This is a genomic window from Bradyrhizobium sp. MOS002, from assembly GCF_003020115.1.
In the GTDB taxonomy this organism is placed as follows: Bacteria; Pseudomonadota; Alphaproteobacteria; order Rhizobiales; family Xanthobacteraceae; genus Bradyrhizobium.
In genome coordinates, this window is the sequence record NZ_PYFX01000004.1 from 820594 (window position 1) to 839656 (window position 19063).

17 protein-coding genes are annotated in these 19063 nt (G+C 65.0%); 12 read left to right on the forward strand and 5 right to left on the reverse strand.

Annotated features, from left to right (window positions below; genetic code table 11):
- Nucleotides 1-1443: a nitrogen regulation protein NR(I) gene (gene ntrC, locus C7G41_RS16935; protein ID WP_106943583.1), complete on the forward strand. Its 1443-nt coding sequence runs from the start codon at nt 1-3 to the stop codon at nt 1441-1443.
- A gap of 165 nt (nt 1444-1608) precedes the next feature.
- Here ntrC and C7G41_RS37395 read toward each other — a convergent pair whose 3' ends face one another.
- On the reverse strand, nt 1609-1755 hold the full coding sequence (locus tag C7G41_RS37395; protein WP_158268015.1) for a hypothetical protein: 147 nt from the start codon (nt 1753-1755) through the stop codon (nt 1609-1611).
- Between the two features lie 177 nt (nt 1756-1932).
- Here C7G41_RS37395 and C7G41_RS16940 point away from each other — a divergent pair, with 177 nt between their 5' ends.
- The 4 genes from C7G41_RS16940 (at nt 1933) to hflX (ending at nt 7581) form a co-directional block, all read left to right on the forward strand.
- Nucleotides 1933-4314, forward strand: coding sequence for a PAS domain-containing sensor histidine kinase (locus tag C7G41_RS16940; RefSeq protein WP_106943584.1), 2382 nt, complete (start codon nt 1933-1935; stop codon nt 4312-4314).
- Nucleotides 4315-4329: 15 nt separating this feature from the next.
- A complete protein-coding gene (locus tag C7G41_RS16945) occupies nt 4330-5700 on the forward strand; it encodes a sigma-54 dependent transcriptional regulator (RefSeq protein WP_106943585.1) in 1371 nt (456 codons plus the stop codon).
- A gap of 238 nt (nt 5701-5938) precedes the next feature.
- Complete coding sequence (gene hfq / locus C7G41_RS16950; protein WP_007591126.1) at nt 5939-6187, forward strand: RNA chaperone Hfq; 249 nt, start codon at nt 5939-5941, stop codon at nt 6185-6187.
- An 11-nt stretch (nt 6188-6198) separates the two neighbouring features.
- The gene (gene hflX / locus C7G41_RS16955; protein WP_199198421.1) at nt 6199-7581 is read left to right on the forward strand and encodes a GTPase HflX; all 1383 of its coding nucleotides are present in this window, start codon (nt 6199-6201) and stop codon (nt 7579-7581) included.
- Between the two features lie 150 nt (nt 7582-7731).
- Here the strand turns inward: hflX and mazG are convergent, their stop codons facing one another.
- Nucleotides 7732-8586 (reverse strand): nucleoside triphosphate pyrophosphohydrolase, encoded by an 855-nt coding sequence (gene mazG, locus C7G41_RS16960; RefSeq protein WP_106943586.1) that lies wholly within the window; start codon nt 8584-8586, stop codon nt 7732-7734.
- Between the two features lie 139 nt (nt 8587-8725).
- Between mazG and queC the strand changes: the two genes are divergently transcribed.
- On the forward strand, nt 8726-9439 hold the full coding sequence (gene queC, locus C7G41_RS16965) for a 7-cyano-7-deazaguanine synthase QueC (RefSeq protein ID WP_106943587.1): 714 nt from the start codon (nt 8726-8728) through the stop codon (nt 9437-9439).
- Nucleotides 9440-9597: 158 nt separating this feature from the next.
- Here queC and C7G41_RS16970 read toward each other — a convergent pair whose 3' ends face one another.
- The 3 genes from C7G41_RS16970 to nthA are packed head-to-tail and all read right to left on the reverse strand — an operon-like array spanning nt 9598 to nt 11260.
- The gene (locus C7G41_RS16970; RefSeq protein ID WP_199198422.1) at nt 9598-9978 is read right to left on the reverse strand and encodes a nitrile hydratase accessory protein; all 381 of its coding nucleotides are present in this window, start codon (nt 9976-9978) and stop codon (nt 9598-9600) included.
- Entirely contained in the window at nt 9978-10637 is a 660-nt protein-coding gene (gene nthB / locus C7G41_RS16975) for a nitrile hydratase subunit beta (protein ID WP_106943589.1), read from the reverse strand. The genes C7G41_RS16970 and nthB overlap by 1 nt, the downstream gene beginning before the upstream one ends.
- Nucleotides 10634-11260: a nitrile hydratase subunit alpha gene (gene nthA, locus C7G41_RS16980; protein WP_106943590.1), complete on the reverse strand. Its 627-nt coding sequence runs from the start codon at nt 11258-11260 to the stop codon at nt 10634-10636. The genes nthB and nthA overlap by 4 nt, the downstream gene beginning before the upstream one ends.
- A gap of 62 nt (nt 11261-11322) precedes the next feature.
- On the opposite strand from nthA, the gene C7G41_RS16985 reads away from it, so the two are divergent.
- The 6 genes from C7G41_RS16985 (at nt 11323) to C7G41_RS17010 (ending at nt 19052) form a co-directional block, all read left to right on the forward strand.
- The gene (locus tag C7G41_RS16985; RefSeq protein ID WP_106943591.1) at nt 11323-12081 is read left to right on the forward strand and encodes a hypothetical protein; all 759 of its coding nucleotides are present in this window, start codon (nt 11323-11325) and stop codon (nt 12079-12081) included.
- A gap of 31 nt (nt 12082-12112) precedes the next feature.
- Entirely contained in the window at nt 12113-12919 is an 807-nt protein-coding gene (locus C7G41_RS16990) for an enoyl-CoA hydratase/isomerase family protein (RefSeq protein ID WP_106943592.1), read from the forward strand.
- A gap of 115 nt (nt 12920-13034) precedes the next feature.
- Nucleotides 13035-14507, forward strand: coding sequence for a DASS family sodium-coupled anion symporter (locus tag C7G41_RS16995; protein ID WP_106943593.1), 1473 nt, complete (start codon nt 13035-13037; stop codon nt 14505-14507).
- 231 nt (nt 14508-14738) lie between these two features.
- Entirely contained in the window at nt 14739-15890 is a 1152-nt protein-coding gene (locus C7G41_RS17000; RefSeq protein WP_199198423.1) for a methionine ABC transporter ATP-binding protein, read from the forward strand.
- A complete protein-coding gene (locus C7G41_RS17005) occupies nt 15880-16545 on the forward strand; it encodes a methionine ABC transporter permease (protein WP_106943594.1) in 666 nt (221 codons plus the stop codon). The genes C7G41_RS17000 and C7G41_RS17005 overlap by 11 nt, the downstream gene beginning before the upstream one ends.
- Nucleotides 16546-17063: 518 nt before the next feature.
- Nucleotides 17064-19052, forward strand: a complete 1989-nt coding sequence (locus C7G41_RS17010) for a TonB-dependent siderophore receptor (protein WP_199198424.1) — start codon at nt 17064-17066, stop codon at nt 19050-19052.
- Nucleotides 19053-19063: the final 11 nt, after the last annotated feature.

The following is a 19063-nucleotide window of genomic DNA, read 5'->3' on the forward strand; positions in this document are numbered from 1 at the left end:
ATGCCCGCAGGTAGCATTCTCGTTGCTGATGACGACACCGCCATCCGCACGGTTCTCAATCAGGCACTATCGCGCGCCGGCTACGAAGTGCGGCTGACCGGCAATGCCGCGACGCTGTGGCGCTGGGTCAGCCAGGGGGAGGGCGATCTCGTCATCACGGACGTGGTGATGCCCGACGAGAACGCGTTCGACCTGTTGCCGCGGATCAAGAAGATGCGGCCGAATTTGCCGGTCATCGTCATGAGCGCGCAAAACACCTTCATGACGGCGATCCGCGCCTCCGAGCGCGGCGCCTATGAATATCTGCCAAAGCCCTTCGACCTGAAGGAGCTGATCGCCATCGTCGGCCGCGCGCTGGCCGAGCCGAAGGAGAGGGTCTCGGCGCCGAACGAGGACGCCGAGATGGAGGCGATCCCGCTGGTCGGCCGCTCGCCGGCGATGCAGGAAATCTATCGCGTGCTGGCGCGCCTGATGCAGACCGACCTCACCGTGATGATCACGGGCGAGTCCGGTACCGGCAAGGAGCTGGTGGCGCGCGCGCTGCACGACTACGGCAAGCGCCGCAACGGCCCGTTCGTCGCGGTCAACATGGCGGCGATCCCGCGCGACCTGATCGAGTCGGAGCTGTTCGGCCATGAGCGCGGCGCATTCACCGGCGCCAACACTCGCGCCTCCGGCCGGTTCGAGCAGGCCGAGGGCGGCACGCTGTTCCTGGACGAGATCGGCGACATGCCGATGGAGGCGCAGACCCGCCTGCTGCGTGTGCTTCAGCAGGGCGAATACACCACGGTCGGCGGCCGTACCCCGATCAAGACCGACGTGCGCATCGTCGCGGCTTCCAACAAGGATCTGCGCGTCCTGATCCAGCAGGGCCTGTTCCGCGAGGATCTGTTCTTCCGCCTGAACGTCGTGCCGCTGCGGCTGCCGCCCTTGCGCGAGCGCATCGAGGATCTGCCGGATCTCATCCGGCATTTCTTCGCGCTGGCCGAGAAGGACGGACTGCCCCCGAAGAAGCTCGACACGCTGGCGCTGGAGCGGATGAAGCAGCATCGCTGGCCGGGCAACGTGCGCGAGCTCGAGAACCTCGCCCGTCGCCTCGCGGCGCTCTATCCCCAGGACGTGATCACGGGCTCGGTCATCGACGGCGAGCTGGCGCCACCCACGGTCAGCCCGGGTGCCGCAGTCCAGCATGGCGTCGACAATCTCGGCGGCGCGGTGGAAGCTTATCTCTCCTCGCACTTCCAGGGCTTCCCGAACGGCGTGCCGCCGCCGGGTCTCTATCACCGCATCCTGAAGGAGATCGAGGTGCCGCTGCTCACGGCCGCGCTCGCGGCCACCCGTGGCAACCAGATCCGCGCCGCCGATCTGCTCGGCCTCAACCGTAACACGCTGCGGAAGAAGATCCGGGATCTCGATATCCAGGTATATCGGAGCGGGGGCTAGCCCCCCGCAACGGACGGTGGCTCAGCTCCCCCTACCAAAGCGGAGCTGAGCCTGTCCGGATCGCGCTGGCCGTCGTGGCTGGCGCGGTGAGCAGAAGTCCCGATCGGACTGAAATGTTCCGCAGGAACATTCAAATCATCATTCAGCCGCGTGGCGCGGCCACCCCTACCTGACAAATCGGCCTGACACCGGCATCGCGCTGGCGACGTTCGCCGTGGGCTCCTGCACCCCGACACCATTGACCAGCAGGTCGGCTGCCACGATCAGCAGCAGCACGGCCGACACCATCATTGCGAGAAAGAATTTGTGCATGTCGGTCAAGCCGCCGGGGCCGGAATCCGTTCCCGCCCTCCGGCATGTCGCTGTGGATGCGCGGGTCGGTCGCGGCGGGGGCGCCGCGGAATTGTCGCAATTCGGCAACAATGTGGTACGAATACATCAGTATCCGCCCGCGCCGCGGACCCCCCGTTTTCAGCACCCATTGCCGGAATGACCAGCGCAGACACCTCGGCCGCATCCTTTGACACGGCCCCAGCGGAAGAGCCCCGGCGTTGGTCGGCGCGACGCTGGCTGGCGCCGTTCGCCGTGGCGCTGGCCCTGCTGTCGGCCTGCCTGACGTTCCTGGTCCTGACCGGCCTCACGTCGATCGAGCCGACCCCTGCGGTTGTCCGCTCGTTCTATCTGATCAATGCGGGCACGATCCTGCTGCTGGTCGGCATCATCATCCGCGAGCTCTGGCAGCTGATCCTGGCGCGACGGCGGGGCAGAGCGGCGGCGCGCCTCCATGTCCAGATCGTCAGCCTGTTCTCGATCGTGGCGGTGCTGCCGGCGGTGCTGGTCGCCGTCGTCGCCAACGTCACCATCGAACGCGGCCTCGACCGCCTGTTCTCCGGCCCGACCAAGGAAGTGATCCAGAATTCGCTGACGATCGCGCGGGCCTACATGCAGGACCACGCGCAGCTGATCCGGGGCGACATTCTCGGCATGGCCAACGACATCGCCCACGCCCGGCCGCTCTACGACCAGGATCGCCGCTCGTTTCGCGAATTGCTGACGTCCAGCGCCGCCTCGCGCAATCTGCCGGGCGCGATGATCATCGACAAGAACACCAACATTCTCGAATCCGCCGACACCGGCATGCGGCTGGCCTATTCGCCGCCGGCGCCGGACTTCCTCAGCAACGTCAACGAATCCGAACCCGAGATCGCGGTGCTGCCCGATGCGAGCTTCGTCGCCGCGGTGGTCCGCTTGCGTGCCTTCAGCGACACCTTCCTCTACGTCGCGCGGCCGCTCGATCCGAATGTCGTCAACCAGCTCAAGCAGACCGAGGTCAGCGTCGCCGAATACGCCCAGATCGAGTCGCGCCGGCTCGGCATCCAGGTCGCGTTCGCGCTGATGTTCGCGGTGATTGCACTGACCATCCTGATGGCCTCGGTGCTGATCGGCCTCAACTTCGCCAACTCGCTGGTCTCGCCGATCCGGCGGCTGATGAACGCGGCCCAGACGGTATCGACGGGAAATCTCCATGTGAAAGTGCCGGTGCACCAGTCGGAAGGCGACCTCGCCCAGTTGGGTGAGACCTTCAACAAGATGACGGAGGAGTTGCGCAGCCAGCGCGACGAACTCGTCAACGCCAGCGACCTCATCGATAGCCGCCGCCGCTTCATCGAGGCGGTGCTGTCGTCCGCGAGCGCCGGCATCATCGGCGTGGATACCTCAGGCAGCGTCGGCATTCTCAACCGTTCGGCCGAAAAGCTGATCGGGCACTCCGAAGCCGAGACGCTCGGCCACCCGCTCTCCGACGTGCTGCCCGAACTCGAAGAGATGATGAAGACGGCGCGGGAAGGGACCCAGCGCCTGGTGCAGGGGCAGATCACGATCACGCGGGACGGGCAGGAACGCAATCTGTCGGTGCGCGTCAGCGCCGAGAAGACCAGCCAGCCGCACGACAGCTACATCATCACGCTCGACGACATCACCGAGCTGGTCTCGGCGCAGCGAACTTCGGCGTGGGGCGACGTCGCGCGCCGCATCGCGCATGAGATCAAGAATCCGCTGACCCCGATCCAGCTCTCCGCCGAGCGCATTCGCCGCAAATTCGGCAAGGACATCACCGAGGGCAAGGACAAGCAGATCTTCGAACAATGCACCGACACCATCGTACGTCAGGTCGACGATATCCGCCGCATGGTCGACGAGTTCTCGCGCTTTGCGCGGATGCCGAAGCCGGTGATGGAGGGTGAGGACGTCGCTGATGCAGTGCGGCAGGCGGTGTTCCTGATGAAGGTCGCCCACCCCGAGATCGAGATCGAGGCCGAGTTCAAGGAAGACCCGCTGCGCGCGCAGTTCGACCGGCGGCTGATCTCGCAGGCCGTCACGAACATCGTCAAGAACGCCACCGAGGCGATCGAGCAGGTCCCCCTGGAGGAGCTCGGCAAGGGCCGGATCGACGTCATGGTCTCGCGGGAAGGCGAGGACGTATTGATCGACGTCGTCGACAACGGCATCGGCCTGCCCAAGGTGGCGCGCTCGCGCCTCCTCGAGCCCTATGTGACGACACGCGCCAAAGGCACCGGCCTCGGGCTCGCGATCGTCGGTCGCGTGCTGGAAGACCATGGCGGGCGCATCGAACTGAAGGATGCCGCGGACTTCCGCGAGGGCCAGCGTGGCGCCTGGATGCGGATGCGTTTTGCGATCTCCGGGGCTCCCGCGAAAACCGAGGGGGCCGAGGCAGCGACCAGGCCGGCAATCGGCGAAACGGCCACGCCATCCGTCAAGGATCCGGAAACAAAGCAGGCGGCCGTCGAAACCAAAGAGCCGGCTGAAAAGACCAATGATTCAACGAAGATCGAAGCCTCAACAGGCAGCTGAGAAAACAGGCGACCCATGGCAAGTGAAATTCTGATTGTCGATGATGAGGCCGATATTCGGGATCTCGTTGCGGGCATCCTCGAAGACGAGGGCTTCGTGACCCGGACCGCGCGCGACAGCGATACCGCACTCGCCGAGATCGCCAATCGCAGGCCGCATCTGGTCTTCCTCGACATCTGGCTGCAGGGCTCCAAGCTGGATGGCTTGCAGCTGCTGGAGCAGGTCAAGAAGGACAACCCCGATCTGCCGGTCGTGATGATCTCCGGACACGGCAACATCGAGACCGCGGTCGCCGCGATCAAGCGTGGCGCCTACGACTTCATCGAGAAGCCGTTCAAGACCGACCGGCTGATCCTGGTCGCGAACCGTGCACTGGAGAACTCGCGGCTCAAGCGCGAGGTCAAGGAGCTGAAGCAGCTCGCGCCGAGCGCAAGCTCGCTCGTCGGCCGCTCGCCCAGCATGAACCAGCTGCGCCAGACCATCGAGCGTGCGGCCAAGGCCAACAGCCGCATCCTGATCGTCGGTCCCGCCGGTGCCGGCAAGGAACTGACCGCCCGCACGTTGCACACGGCCTCGGGCCGCTCCGACGGCCCCTTCGTCGTCATCAACGCCGCTGCGATCACGCCCGAGCGGATGGAGCACGAGTTGTTCGGCATCGAGCAGTCCAACGGCGAGCACGCGCGCAAGCCCGGCGCTCTCGAAGAGGCCCATGGCGGCACGCTGTTCATCGACGAGATCGCGGACATGCCGCGCGAGACCCAGAACAAAATCTTGCGCGTGCTGGTCGAGCAGTCGTTCCAGCGCGTCGGCGGCAACGGCAAGGTGCAGGTCGATGTCCGCATCATCTCCTCCACCGCGCGCAACCTCGAAGAGGAAATCGCGGCCGGTCATTTCCGCGAGGACCTCTATCACCGACTCTCGGTGGTGCCGATCCGCGTGCCCGCGCTGTCGGAGCGGCGTGAGGACATTCCGGAATTGATCGACTACTTCATGGAGCAGATCTCGGCAGGCAGCGGCCTGCCAAAGCGGCAGATCGGCCAGGACGCGATGGCGGTGCTGCAGTCGCATGTCTGGCCGGGCAATGTGCGCCAGCTCCGCAACAACGTTGAGAGAGTCATGATTCTGGCCGCGGGCGGGCCGGAGGTCATCATCACCGCCGACATGCTGCCGCAGGACGTCGGCTCCATGGTGCCGGCGATGCCGACCAGCAACAATGGCGAGCACATCATGGGCCTGCCGCTGCGCGAAGCGCGCGAAGTGTTCGAGCGCGACTATTTGATTGCACAGATAAGCCGTTTTTCAGGAAATATTTCTCGCACGGCCGAGTTTGTTGGCATGGAACGGTCGGCGCTGCATCGGAAATTGAAGGCGCTGGGCGTCGGCTAACGCCGCGACATCGCGGGGATAGGCGAGGAAAATCATCGATTTCCGTAGTTTTTCGGAGCAATACGGCGTCGGCTGCCGCGTGAAGCGGCTTGCCTAATAAGCTTACCTGTCCTCTAATTGAACCGCTGTCCCTTCGAGGGGGATCTCATGAGGGACGGCAACCGGACGAGGACCCCGAATTTTCAAAAGAGGGCCGCAACCGGCGCAATAAAAAGAAACTCAAAGCGAGAAAAAAACAATGGCGGCAGACCGCGCACAAAACCTGCAGGACACCTTCCTCAATCACGTTCGCAAAACCAAGACGCCACTGACGATCTTTCTGGTCAACGGAGTGAAGCTCCAGGGCATCGTGACCTGGTTCGACAATTTCTGTTTGCTGCTTCGGCGCGACGGTCACTCGCAGCTCGTCTACAAGCATGCGATCTCGACCATCATGCCGGGCGCTCCGATCCAGCTGTTCGAAGGCGGCGAGGATCAGCCGGCTTGAGAGTGATTTGATTGGAACCCCGGAATTTCGACGGGGATGCCGACCGTCCGCGGTCGGCGGGGGGTAAGCAGACGGGGCGGGTGCTTGTCATCGGTCCCTATTTGCGGGTGCGCGCAGGCAATGCCGACGCGCAATCGGAAGCTCATGTCCTGCGTGACGCGGAGGCCCGGCTCGACGAAGCCGCCGGCCTCGCGCGCGCGATCGATCTCGTCGTTGCCGACGCCATCATCGCGCCGATCGGCCAGATCCGCCCCGCGACCTATATCGGCAAGGGCAAGGTCGAGGAGATCGCCGCGCTCGCAAAGAGCCTCGACGTCGAGCTCGTGGTGATGGATTGCGCGCTTGCGCCAATCCAGCAGCGCAATCTCGAGAAGGAGTTGCAGGCAAAGGTGCTCGACCGCACCGGCCTCATCCTGGAAATCTTCGGCCGCCGCGCCAAGACCAAGGAAGGCTCGCTCCAGGTCGAGCTCGCGCATCTCAACTATCAACGTTCGCGCCTGGTGCGCTCATGGACGCATCTCGAACGCCAGCGCGGCGGCTTTGGATTCATGGGCGGTCCCGGCGAGACGCAGATCGAAGCCGACCGCCGCCTGATCCAGGAGCGCATCTCGAAGCTCGAGGGCGAGCTGAAGAAGGTGCAAGCGACGCGGCGCCTGCATCGCGCGGGACGCCAGCGCGTGCCGTACCGCGTCGTGGCGCTGGTCGGCTACACCAATGCCGGCAAGTCGACGCTGTTCAACCGCCTGACCCGCGCCGACGTGCAGGCCGCCGACATGCTGTTCGCCACGCTGGATCCGACCCTGCGCGCGCTCACCCTGCCGCATGGCGGCAAGGCGATGCTGTCGGACACCGTCGGTTTCATCTCCAATTTGCCGACGCAGCTCGTCGCCGCCTTCCGCGCCACGCTGGAAGAGGTGCTGGAGGCCGACGTCATCCTGCATGTGCGCGACATCTCGCACGACGACGCCGAGGCGCAGCAGAGCGACGTCGACGCGGTGCTGCGCCAGCTCGGCATCAATCCCGATGACTCAGGCCGCATCATCGAGGTCTGGAACAAGATCGACCGTTATGGTCCCGAACAGCGCGAAGAACTGTTGAACATCGCCGCGCGCAGGCCGGAGGATCATCCGGCGATGCTGGTGTCCGCCGTGTCGGGCGAGGGTGTCGACGCACTGCTCGCCGCGATCGAGGAGCGCCTCGCTGCCAAGCGCCACACGCTCGATCTCTCCATCGATGCCTCCGACGGCGCCGGCATCAGCTGGCTGCATCGGAATTCCGAGGTGCTGGCGAAAGAACTGCACGATGGCCGTTTTGATATGACGGTACGGGTGGACGAGACCAAGCGGGATATCGTGGTGAACCGGTTTGACGCCGTGCCGCGACTGTCCGCGTAGTTGGTGTCGTCCCGGCGAAGGCCGGGACCCATACCGCGTGATCCATCGAGGCAGGGCGGTCGTCGTACCCACGAACACTTTCACTCCAAGTCTTCGCCAAACTCCTCGCTGTGGTTATGGGTCCCGGCCTTCGCCGGGACGACGGCGGCGTCAGCGGCGGGTTTGCTGGCGTCCGTCTGGTGCCGACTTTGACTCGCCCTTCGCCTCATTCCACAACGCGTCCATCTCCGCGAGCGACGCTTGCTCCAGCGTCCGTCCCTGCGCCTCCAGCGCCCGCTCGATGAACGCAAACCGCCGCTCGAACTTCGCGTTGGTCGCGCGGAGCGCGGCTTCTGGATCGGCATCGACATGGCGGGCGAGGTTGACCAGAGCGAACATCAGGTCGCCGGTCTCTTCCGCCAGGCCCTCGCTGTCGTTGCGGTCGAGGGCGGCCTCGATCTCGTCGGCTTCCTCGCGGATTTTCGCCAGCACCGCGCGCGGATCGTTCCAGTCGAAGCCGACAGTGGAGGCCTTGCGCTGCAGCTCCATGGCGCGCGTCAGTGCGGGCTGGCCGGCCTTCACGCCTGACAGCAGCGATTTGTGCAACGGCGCCTCCTGCGGCGGCCGGCGCGCGGCGCGCTCGGCTTTCTCCTCGGCCTTGATCCGATCCCAGACTTCCTTGACATGAGAGGAGGCGAGATTGCCGTCCTTGTCGGCGAAGACGTGAGGATGGCGCCGGATCATCTTGCGGGTGATGGCCTCGACGACATCGCCAAAAGCGAAAGCCTTCTGCTCCTCGGCCATCTGGGCGTGGAACACCACCTGCAACAGGAGGTCGCCGAGCTCCTCGCAGAGGTCGTCGAGATCGCCGCGGCTGATGGCCTCGACCACCTCATAGGCTTCCTCGATCGTATAGGGCGCGATGGTCGCAAAATTCTGCTCGAGGTCCCAGGGACAGCCGGTCACCGGCGTGCGCAGCGCCGCCATGATCTCGATCAGGCGGGAAATGTCGCGGGAAGGGGTCATTGCGGGGCAGTCTCCTGGCTCCCAAGTCTTATGCCAAAAGCGAGCTCCCGTTCCCAGCGCAGTGCGGCGGAACAGGGTGATTTCCACCGATTGGCGGGCCAGATTGGCGAGCCGCGTGCGCAGTGCTAAAGCGCGGGCCATGAGTGACGCATCTTCATCCGAAACCGCCTTGGTGCTGTTTTCCGGCGGCCAGGATTCCACCACCTGCCTCGCCTGGGCGCTGAACCGTTTTACGCGCGTGGAAACGCTGGGGTTCGATTACGGCCAGCGCCACGCCATCGAGCTTGCCTGCCGCGACCGGCTGTTCGAGGGCATCAAGGGCCTGCGCACGGATTGGGCTTCCAGGCTCGGCGAGAGCCACACGCTGTCGATCCCGACGCTGGCGGCCGTGTCCGAGACGGCGCTGACGCGCGACGTCGCGATCGCGATGGGCGCCGACGGCCTGCCGAACACGTTCGTGCCCGGCCGCAATCTGGTGTTTTTGACTTTCGCCGCGGCGCTGGCCTACCGGCGCGGCATCAGTCACATCGTCGGCGGCATGTGCGAGACCGACTATTCCGGTTATCCCGACTGCCGCGACGACACCATCCGCGCGATGCAGGCCGCGCTGTCGCTCGGCATGGCCCGCAAGTTCGAGCTGCATACGCCGCTGATGTGGATCGACAAGGCCGCGACCTGGAAGCTCGCCCGTGACCTCGGTGGCGACGGGCTGGTCGATCTCATCCGCGAGCAGTCGCACACCTGCTATCTCGGCGAACGCGGCGCGCAGCATGATTGGGGATACGGCTGCGGAGAGTGCCCGGCGTGCAGCCTGCGCGCGAAGGGGTGGCGGGAGTACGTGGCGGGACGGTGAGGCCACACATGCGGTGTCATCACCCGCGAAAACGGGTGATCCAGTACTCCGAGACGATCGTGATAATCGCGAGGCCGCGGCGTACTGCATTCCCCGCCTTCGCGGGGAATGACGGTGTTGGTTGGGGCGAGAATGTACCCAGGCAACACGCAAAGCGACTACGGCACAAAATCCTCCGGCCGCAGCTCGATCGGCTTGCCGTGCGGCGTGCGATCGGCCGCATGGTCCCAGGCGTCGCGGTAGCGATGTAGCGTCTCCGCCGAGGCGACGCCCTTGCGCGCGACGAGGCCCTCCAGCGTGGCGAGCCAATGGAGATAGTAGGTCTCGCCCGTATCGGGATCGCCGGCCGCCTGCGCGCGCTTGATCTCGGAGGCCAGGGCTGCGGCCCATTCGGGCCAGGTGAACACGCCGCGCTCGTGCAGGGTCAGCGCCATCGCGAAGGCGTGCGCCTCCCAGGGCGCACGGAACACCGGGCCGTCATCGTCGCGTGGAATGCTTGGGATCGCGACCGTCGCGGCAGCAGCAGCCGTGCTGCTCATCACGCCGGGTCCAGATACGGCTCGAACGCATCGATCGAGACTTTCGAGGTCGGATCACCGTCCGCACCCCAGAGATCGCGGCCCTCGAACACCACCGTATAGAGCCATTGCGGATTCTCTCCGAGCTCCATCGCCGCCGAATCCGGAAATACGTGGCAGCCATGGTTCAGCTCGACGATGCCGACATGGCCGCGCACGTAGCGCGGCAGGCGGGTGTGGGTCGCCGGATGAATGTTCTTCGCACGGACCTTGTCGCCGATCTTGAATTTCGCCGGCGCCGGGGCAGGACGGGCGAACTTGCCGCGCACCATGATGCGCTCGACCTGGCCGAGATCGAACTTGCCGTGCTTGAGCGCCTTGGCCGGCTGCATCGCGTGGCCGGCGGCGACTTCCTCCCGGGTGAGATAGCCTTTCTCGATCAGCATCTCCTCAAGCCCGAGAAACCATTTCTTGTAATAGGAGCTCGAGAGATAGACGTGGGGCGGGATCATCTCGCGATAGAAGCGCGAAGTGTCGATATTGAAGGCGCCGGCGGCACCCATCGCGCGCACCATGGCGAGAACACGCGACTCCCATTCCTCGTGGAACACCGGCTCGTTCGGCTCGGGCTCAACCTTGCCGAACCCGTCCATGCCGCCCATGTCGTGCACGCCGTTCATGACGGCGCTCCGGGCGCCTTGGGAAAGCCCGTGCCGATCATGGAATCGCGCGTGACCAGCTCGGCGAGCTGCTCCTCGCTCCAGCCTTCGGTGCCCGCGGGGCGCATCGGCAGCACAAGAAAGCGCGTTTCGGCGGTCGAATCCCAGACCCGGATTTCAACGTCCTTTGCGACCTCCACACCGAAATCGGCGAGCACGCCGCGCGGGTCCTTCACTGCGCGGGAGCGATAGGGCGCGGCCTTGTACCAGACCGGCGGCAGCCCCAGCATTTCCCAAGGATAGCAGGAGCACAGCGTGCACACGACCATGTTGTGACGCTGCGGCGTGTTCTCGATCACCACGAGGTGGTCGCCGACGCGGCTGACATGGCCGAGCGTGCCGATCGCCTTCGAGCCGTCCTCCAGCAGCGCCTCCTTGAACGCCGGATCGCTCCAGGCCTTGGCGACGACGCGCGCGCCGTTATGGGGGCCGATCCGGGTCTCATAGGCCTGGATGATGGCGTCGAGCGCGGTCGGCTCGACATAGCCTTTTTCGGTCAGGATCGTCTCAAGCGCGCGCACGCGCAGCTCGGTCTCCGACAACTCGGAATGGTCGTGATCGTGGTGATGATGATGGTCGCTCATGGGGCGAAGATAGTCCCAGAATCCGGGCGTTGTCGAGGCGAAGACTCTGCTAACGTCGCACCATGGGCTGGGCTGTACGAACCGGAATAACCGCCGCAATCGCGGCTCTGGGCGCATTCGCGGGGCAGGATGCGCGCGCCGCGAATGGCGCCTATGCGGTCGATGCCGCCGACATTTCCGAGGTCGGCTCCTGCAAGGTGGAAAGCTGGCTGTCGGCGGCTTCAAACACGGATTTCTCCGCGGTCGCCAATCCCTCGTGTGTCGTCGACCCCTTCAGGCCGATCGAGCTGAGCCTGCAGACCATCCGGGCGCGGAGCGATGGCGACTGGAGCACAACGGTTGCGCCGAAAGCCAAGACGAATTTCGTCCCGACGGGAATAGGCCGGTGGGGATTGTCGGCATATGGCGGCGGATCGTTCGACGCGGCGACCGGCGATGCCCTGTCCGCCTTTGTCGTCATCCCCGCGACCTTCCGCCTGTCGGAGACCATGCGCATCAACGTCAATGGCGGCTGGCTCTGGGATCGCACGGTGGATCGCCATTACCTGACCTACGGCATCGGCTTCGACTGGAAATTCACCGACACCCTCCAATGGACGATCGAGGCGTACGGGCAGGCTGGCGCCTCCGAGGTCGCGAGCGAGGTGCAGCCGCGCTTCCAGACCGGCGTGCGCTACCGGCCGAACGAGATCTTTTCCATCGACGTGATCTACGGCCGCAACATCACCGGCGAAAACGCCAACTGGATCACCATCGGTACCACGTACCGATTTCCTGTCCCCGAGGCGCAGCCCGAGCATCGCCGCACCGGTCATCTCTAGCGGCAAGAACAACAAGAACTGGGAGATTGCGTTGACTGACTTTGTCAAAATCGAGAAAGGCCTCGGGCCGGAGGGACGGATCGCGGTGGTGCGGTTCGACCGCGGCGACGGCATCAACGCGTTGTCGCCGGAGGCGCTGCGCCAGCTCACCGCGGCCGCGCGCAGTTTTGAGGATGATTCCGCAACCTCTGTCGTGGTGCTGACAGGCAGCGCGGCTGCGTTCAGCGCCGGCTTCGACCTCAAGGATGCCGAAGGGCGCTCGCGCAAGGACATGGATCTCGGCACGCTGCGGCGGCATCTCAAGCTCGGGCCGCGCCTGACCCACGCTTGGCAGGAGATGGAGCAGATCACGATCGCCGCCATCGAGGGCTTTTGCGTCGGCGGCGGCGTCGCGCTGGCCGTCGCGCTCGACTTCCGCGTCATGGGACGCGATGCCCATCTTCGCGTGCCCGAGATTGGGCTCGGCATGAACATGAGCTGGCAGAGCATTCCGCGCATACTGCATCTGATCGGCCCGGCTCGCACCAAGCAGGCGGTGATCCTTGCCGATCAGCGCATCAGCGCGGATGAGGCCTATGAGTGGGGCCTGGTCGAACAGGTGGTCGATCCCGGTCATGCGTTCGATGCCGCGATGGAGCTTGCGCGCAAGGTGGCAGCGCAGCCGCCGCTCTCCGTTGCCATGACGAAACTCACGGTCAACCGGCTGGCGCATGCGCTGGATAATCTCGCCAGCCACATGGACGTCGACCAGTTCGCCCTGGCAAGCCTCAGCGAGGACCACAAGGAGGGCGTCGAAGCGTTCCTGACGCGACGCAAACCGAAGTTCAGAGGGCGGTAGAAGCCGGCTCGGGCCATTGATTGCGCCGCGGACAGTCCGTATACGCCGCGCTGGGACAAAATAGGCCCGATCAACGGGCCGGCAGACTATAACGACGATCGAGGGGGGAGGGCCCATGACCGCTAGCTCGCAGGCGCCTGAGGCGAAAGGGTTTCGCTGGAAGCTGATCGCGCCGCTTGCGGTGTGGCTGCTGATCTATCTGTGGCCGGTGCCGGCAGGGCTCAACGTCAATCAGTGGCACTATTTTGCCGTCTTCGCGGCCGTCATCACCGGGCTCATCCTGGAATCGATGCCGGTCGGCGCGGTCGGCCTGATCGGGCTGACGGTTGCTGGCGTCGGCGGTTATATCGATCCCGACCCGACCAAGTCGCTGCGCTGGATGCTGGCGGGCTTCGCCGAGAGCACGGTGTGGCTGATCGTCGGCGCGTTCGTGTTCTCGATCGGCTATCGCAAGAGCCAGCTCGGCCGCCGCATTGCGCTCGTGCTGGTGCATAAGCTCGGCCGCAACACGCTCGGCCTCGGCTATGCGGTGGCGATGTCGGACTTCTTGCTGGCGCCGGCGACACCGTCCAACACTGCCCGCAGCGGCGGCATCGTCTATCCCATCATCAGCAACATCCCGCGCATCTACGGCTCCGAGCCGGGACCGACCGCCGGCAAGATCGGCACCTACGTGATGTGGACCGCGTTCGCGTCGACCGCCGTCACCAGCTCATTGTTTTTCACCGCGCTCGCGCCCAATGCGGCAGCACTCGCCATCGCCAAGAAGACCGTCGGAATCGACGTCAGCTGGGCGCAGTGGTTCATGGGCTTTGCGCCGCTCGGCCTCCTCCTGATGGTGCTGGTTCCGCTGCTCAGCTACGCGGTCTGCCGCCCCGAGGTGAAGAGCAGCCCGGAAATTTCCGAATGGGCATCGAAGGAGCTCGCGGAGATGGGCCCGATGTCGCGCAACGAGTGGATCATGCTTGCCCTGATCTTGCTCGCGATGTTCCTGTGGATCGCGGGCTCGAGCCCGGACATCCGCGTTCCGCTCCTGGGCTCGAATTTCGTCAACGCCACCACCGTCGTGTTCATCGTGATCTCGCTGATGCTGGTAACGGGCGTAATCGAGTTTGCCGATATCGTCGCCGAGAAGGGCGCCTGGGAAGTGTTCTTCTATTTCACCTCGCTGCTGACGCTGGCCTCGGGCCTCAACGAGATCGGCTTCATCAAATGGTTCGCGACCGAATATGCAAAGCCGCTCGCCGGGCTGTCGCCGTCGACCGCGATGCTCCTGCTGGTCGCGCTGTTCTTCTGGATCCACTATTTCTTCTCGAGCATCACCTCGCATGCCGCCGCCGTGCTGCCCGTGGTGCTCGCGGTCGGATCCGGCATCCCCGACCTGCCGGTCACGACGCTTGCCATGCTCTGCATGTATTCGCTCGGCCTGATGGGGGTGATCTCGCCCTACGCGACGGGACCGGCGCCGATGTATTTCGGCAGCGGCTATATTGGCAAGGGTCAGTTCTGGGGCTTTGGGCTGATCTTCGGGGTGCTCTATTTCGCGGGGCTCCTGCTGATCGTATGGCCCTGGTTGCAGGTCCACTGAGCCGGGCGGGAGGCCCATACGACGGCAGATGAATTTTCTTCAGCGGGAAGAAATTTGGAAAACTTCGTCCAAGCCCGCGCGGATATCTGACATTGCCAGAGAGAGCTGAAAGGGCGATGGTGCGTGCTGCGGTGCAGCGCGCTCCAGCCGAGCCCTCATCGCGGTTTCACTCTCCGTCGCTTGATGCGACCGGTTCCCGGATGCCCCAGGGGGCAAGCGGAACTATTGTGCATGAAGGCCGCCTCCATGAACGTCCACCCGTCGCTCGCGATCGGACAGCCGATCGAAAAGCTTGACGCGATCTTACCTGCTGCGACTGCGCCCGCAGCGATGGTCCGCTTCGAAGGCATCTCGAAAACCTATCCGGCCTATCGCGGCAAGCCCGGCGTCAACGCCCTGAGAAACATCGACTTCGCGATCCCGCGCGGTTCGATCACCGGGGTCATCGGTCGCTCCGGCGCCGGCAAATCGAGCCTGGTCCGGCTCATCAACGGGCTGGAGAGGCCGACCACGGGCCGCGTCGTCGTCGATAACAGAGATATCTCGGCGCTCGCGGGCCGGGACTTGCGGCTGGCGCAGCGCTCGATCGGCATGATCTTCCAGCACTTCAATCTGCTGTCCTCACGGACGGCAGCCGCCAACATCGCGCTGCCGCTCGAGATTGCCGGCTGGGCCAAGGCCGATATCCGTGCGCGCGTGGCCGAGCTGCTTACGCTTGTCGGGATCGGCGACAAGCACGACCGCTACCCGTCAGAGCTCTCCGGCGGCCAGAAGCAGCGTGTCGGCATTGCGCGAGCCTTGGCGACGCGGCCGAGCGTGCTGCTGTCGGACGAGGCGACCTCGGCGCTCGATCCGCAGACCACGCGGGCGATCCTCGATCTGCTCGCGAACATCAACCGCGAGCTGGGCGTGACCATCGTGCTGATCACCCACGAGATGTCCGTGGTGCGCCAGCTCGCGGGGGACGTCGTGGTGCTCGATGCCGGCCGCGTCGTCGAGAGCGGCCATGTCGCCGACATCTTCACCCACCCCAAGCATCCGATCACGCAATCCTTCCTGGCCGAAGCGATCGGAGACAGCCTGCCGGTGTCGCTGGCGAGCCGGATCGTTTCGGAGCCGCCTGCGGCCGGACAGGCCGTGATCCGCGTCCAGGTGCGAGGGGCAGGGGCCGGCGACACGCTGGTCGCGCGGCTGGCGCGCGAGCTCGGCCTCGACGTGTCGCTGCTGTCGGCCCGCATCGACGAGATCGGCGGCCAGCATGTGGGCTCGCTGACGCTTGGTATCCCTCTCGGCATGTCCAGCGGCGAAGACGCGACGACGCGCACGCTGGCCTGGCTCTCACAATCCCAATTCCCCGCGGAGCGTCTCGGCTATGTCGCCTGAACTCATCAACCTGATCGTCCAGGCCACAGGCGAGAGCCTGTACATGGTCGGGCTCGCGGCGCTGATCGGCACCGCGTTTGGCCTGCCGCTCGGCGTTTTTCTCGCGACCAGCCGGAAAGGCGAGCTGTTCGCGGCGCCCGTCGTCAATCGCGTGCTCGGCATCGTCGTCAACGCGACGCGGTCCACACCTTTCATCATCCTGGTCGTCGCCATCATCCCGTTCACGCGGCTGGTGGCCGGCACTTCGATCGGATCGACGGCCGCGATCGTGCCGTTGACGATCGCATCGGCGCCGTTCATCGCGCGCCTGGTCGAGGCCGCAATCCGCGAGGTCGATGGCGGCCTGATCGAGACCGCGTCCTCGTTCGGAGCCTCGCCGATGCAGATCGTGCTCAAGGTGCTGATCCCCGAAGCGCTGCCAGGTCTTCTGCTGGCGCTGACGCTCGCGGTGGTCAGCCTGCTCGGCTATTCCGCCATGGTCGGCGCCGTCGGAGGCGGGGGCCTGGGCGATCTCGGCATCCGCTACGGCTATCAGCGCTTCATGCCGGAGATGATGCTCGCCGTCGTCGTCGTGTTGATCGCGCTGGTGCAGCTGGTCCAGAGCGCGGGCGATTATCTCGCGCGCCGGGTCAACCGCCGGCTGCGACATCGCTGACGCCGTTCCAGACATTTCGAACAAGCACTCTCTTGTCGGTCTGGAAGCATTCCAAACTTCGAGACACGACTGAGCGCATTCGTCGCACGCGCTGCGCACGCGTCTGGAGAAATTCTAACGCAGTTCCTATCGCACTCCGAAATCGCCTGCGTTAGGGCGAGGCATCAAAAACGATACCGGCGAAGCCGGCAATGCGTGGGGCCTCGACAGACGTGACCGACTTCCAACTTTGTTCGCGTTCCGACACGCGTCGTCGACAGATACAGATTCTCTTCCTCGGAGCGGCCAGCACGTTTGCTCTCGTCGTTCCCTTCGGTGCCGTGGAGGCGCAGACGCAGATTCCCGCCGTCACCGTCGAAGCTCCGGCTCAGCGCGCCCGGCCTGCGGCGGTCGCTTCATCGCGAAGGTCAGGGGCGACACGCGCCGCGCGCGCCAATCGTCACTCTCCAGCGCAGCAAGCCGCGCCAACCCGCTCGGCATCGTCGAACGGCGCTACGGGTGAACGCGCCAACGGTCCGGTGCGCGGTTTCGTTGCGACGCGCAGCGGCACCGCGACCAAGACCGATACGCCGCTGATCGAAACCCCGCAGTCCGTATCCGTCGTCACGACCGACCAAGTCAGAAATCAGGGCGCGGTCTCGATCGGCGAGGCGTTGCGCTACACCGCCGGCGTCAGCGGCGACGTCAATGGTGGCTCCGACACCCGCTTCGGCGCCCTCCAGATCCGCGGCTTCGACACCACCATGTCGGGCCTCTACGTCGATGGATTGCGGATTCCCTCCAGCAATTACGTGCACTTCAACGGCCTCGATCCCTACGGCGCCGAGCGCCTCGAGGTCCTCAAGGGCCCGTCCTCGGCGATGTACGGCGGCAGCGGCACCGGCGGCATCCTCAACTACGTGACCAAGCTGCCGACGGCCCAGCAGTTTGGCGAGGTCTCGATCTCCGGCGGCAGCTTCAACCGCTATCAGGGCCAATTCGACATGGGCGGCCCCGCCAACAAGGACGGCACCGTGCTGTGGCGCCTGACCGGCGTGGTGCGCGACGGCGAAACCCAGGTCGACTTCACCAAGGACAACCGCGTCTTCATCGCGCCCGCCGTCACCTTCAAGCCGAACGAGGACACCACAATCACGATCCTCGCCAACTACCAGCGCGACCGGGCAGGGTGGGGCCTCCAGTTCCTGCCGGCCTCGGGCACGGTTTGGCCGAACAACGGCCGCACCATCCCGGTCTCGTTCTTCGCGGGCGTGCCGAGCTTCAACGCGTTCAACACCGAGATCGCGACCGCCGGCTACCAGCTCTCGCACAATTTCACCGACAACATCACGTTCCGGCAGAATTTGCGCTACGCCTATCAGCACAACGAGGAGAAGGTGTTTTACGGCGGAGGCTATACCAACGAGGCCGCGGGACAGCTCGCGCGTTTCGGCAGCTATAGCAACTCCTACATCAACTCCTTCGCGGTGGACAATCAGCTTCAGGGCAAGTTCACCACGGGTTTCCTGAGCCACACCACGCTGGTCGGGATCGACTATCGCAACACCAGATTCCGCGACACCGCCTTTGGCGTCACGACGTCCGCGCCCGAGATCAACGTCTTCAACCCGGTCTACAGCTACGACTGGACCATGGGCGCCATGAGCGACGACACCGGCGTCAAGCAGTCGCAGGTCGGCCTGTACGCGCAGGACCAGATCAAGCTTGGCCGGCTCTCGTTCCAATTCAGTGGCCGCCAGGATTTCGTGACGACGCAGGTCGACAGCGGCGTCTTCAATACGTCCGTCTCGAAGGATGCGTCGGCCTTCACCGGCCGCGCCGCGGTGATGTACAATTTCGACAACGGCATCGCGCCCTATTTCAGCTACTCGGAATCATTCCTGCCGGTGCTCGCGACCGGTGTGACCGGACAGCTCCTCAATCCCGAGACCGGCGTGCAGTACGAGGTGGGCGTCAAGTACCAGCCGCTCGGCTGGAACGCGCTGTTCACCTTCGCCGCCTTCGACCTGACGCGCGACAACGTCGTCACCTTTGCGCCTCCGCTCAACATTGCCGAACAGACCGGCCAGGTTAAGTCGCGCGGCCTCGAGCTCGAAGGCACGATGTCGCTCGCCGACGGCTGGAACCTGCGCGCGGCCTATGCCTATGTCGATGCAATGGTCACGCAGGATCCGGTGAATGTCGGCAAGGCGCCGGTCACCGTGCCGCTCAACCGCGCCTCGCTGTGGAACGACTACACGCTTCAGACCGGGCCGCTCGCGGGCCTGCAGTTCGGCGGCGGCGTCCGCTATGTCGGCGCGACCTGGGGCGACGACGCCAACACGTTCAAGGTTGGATCCGCGACCGTGCTGGACGCGCTGCTCGCCTACAGCAGGGACAATTGGCGCCTTTCGCTAAACGTCACCAACCTCGCCGACACCCGCTATGTCGCCGCCTGCTACAGCCTCTCGGGCTGCTTCTACGCGGAGGGACGCAAGGCCATCGGCAAGCTAACCTATCGGTGGTGAGTTCGACGTGA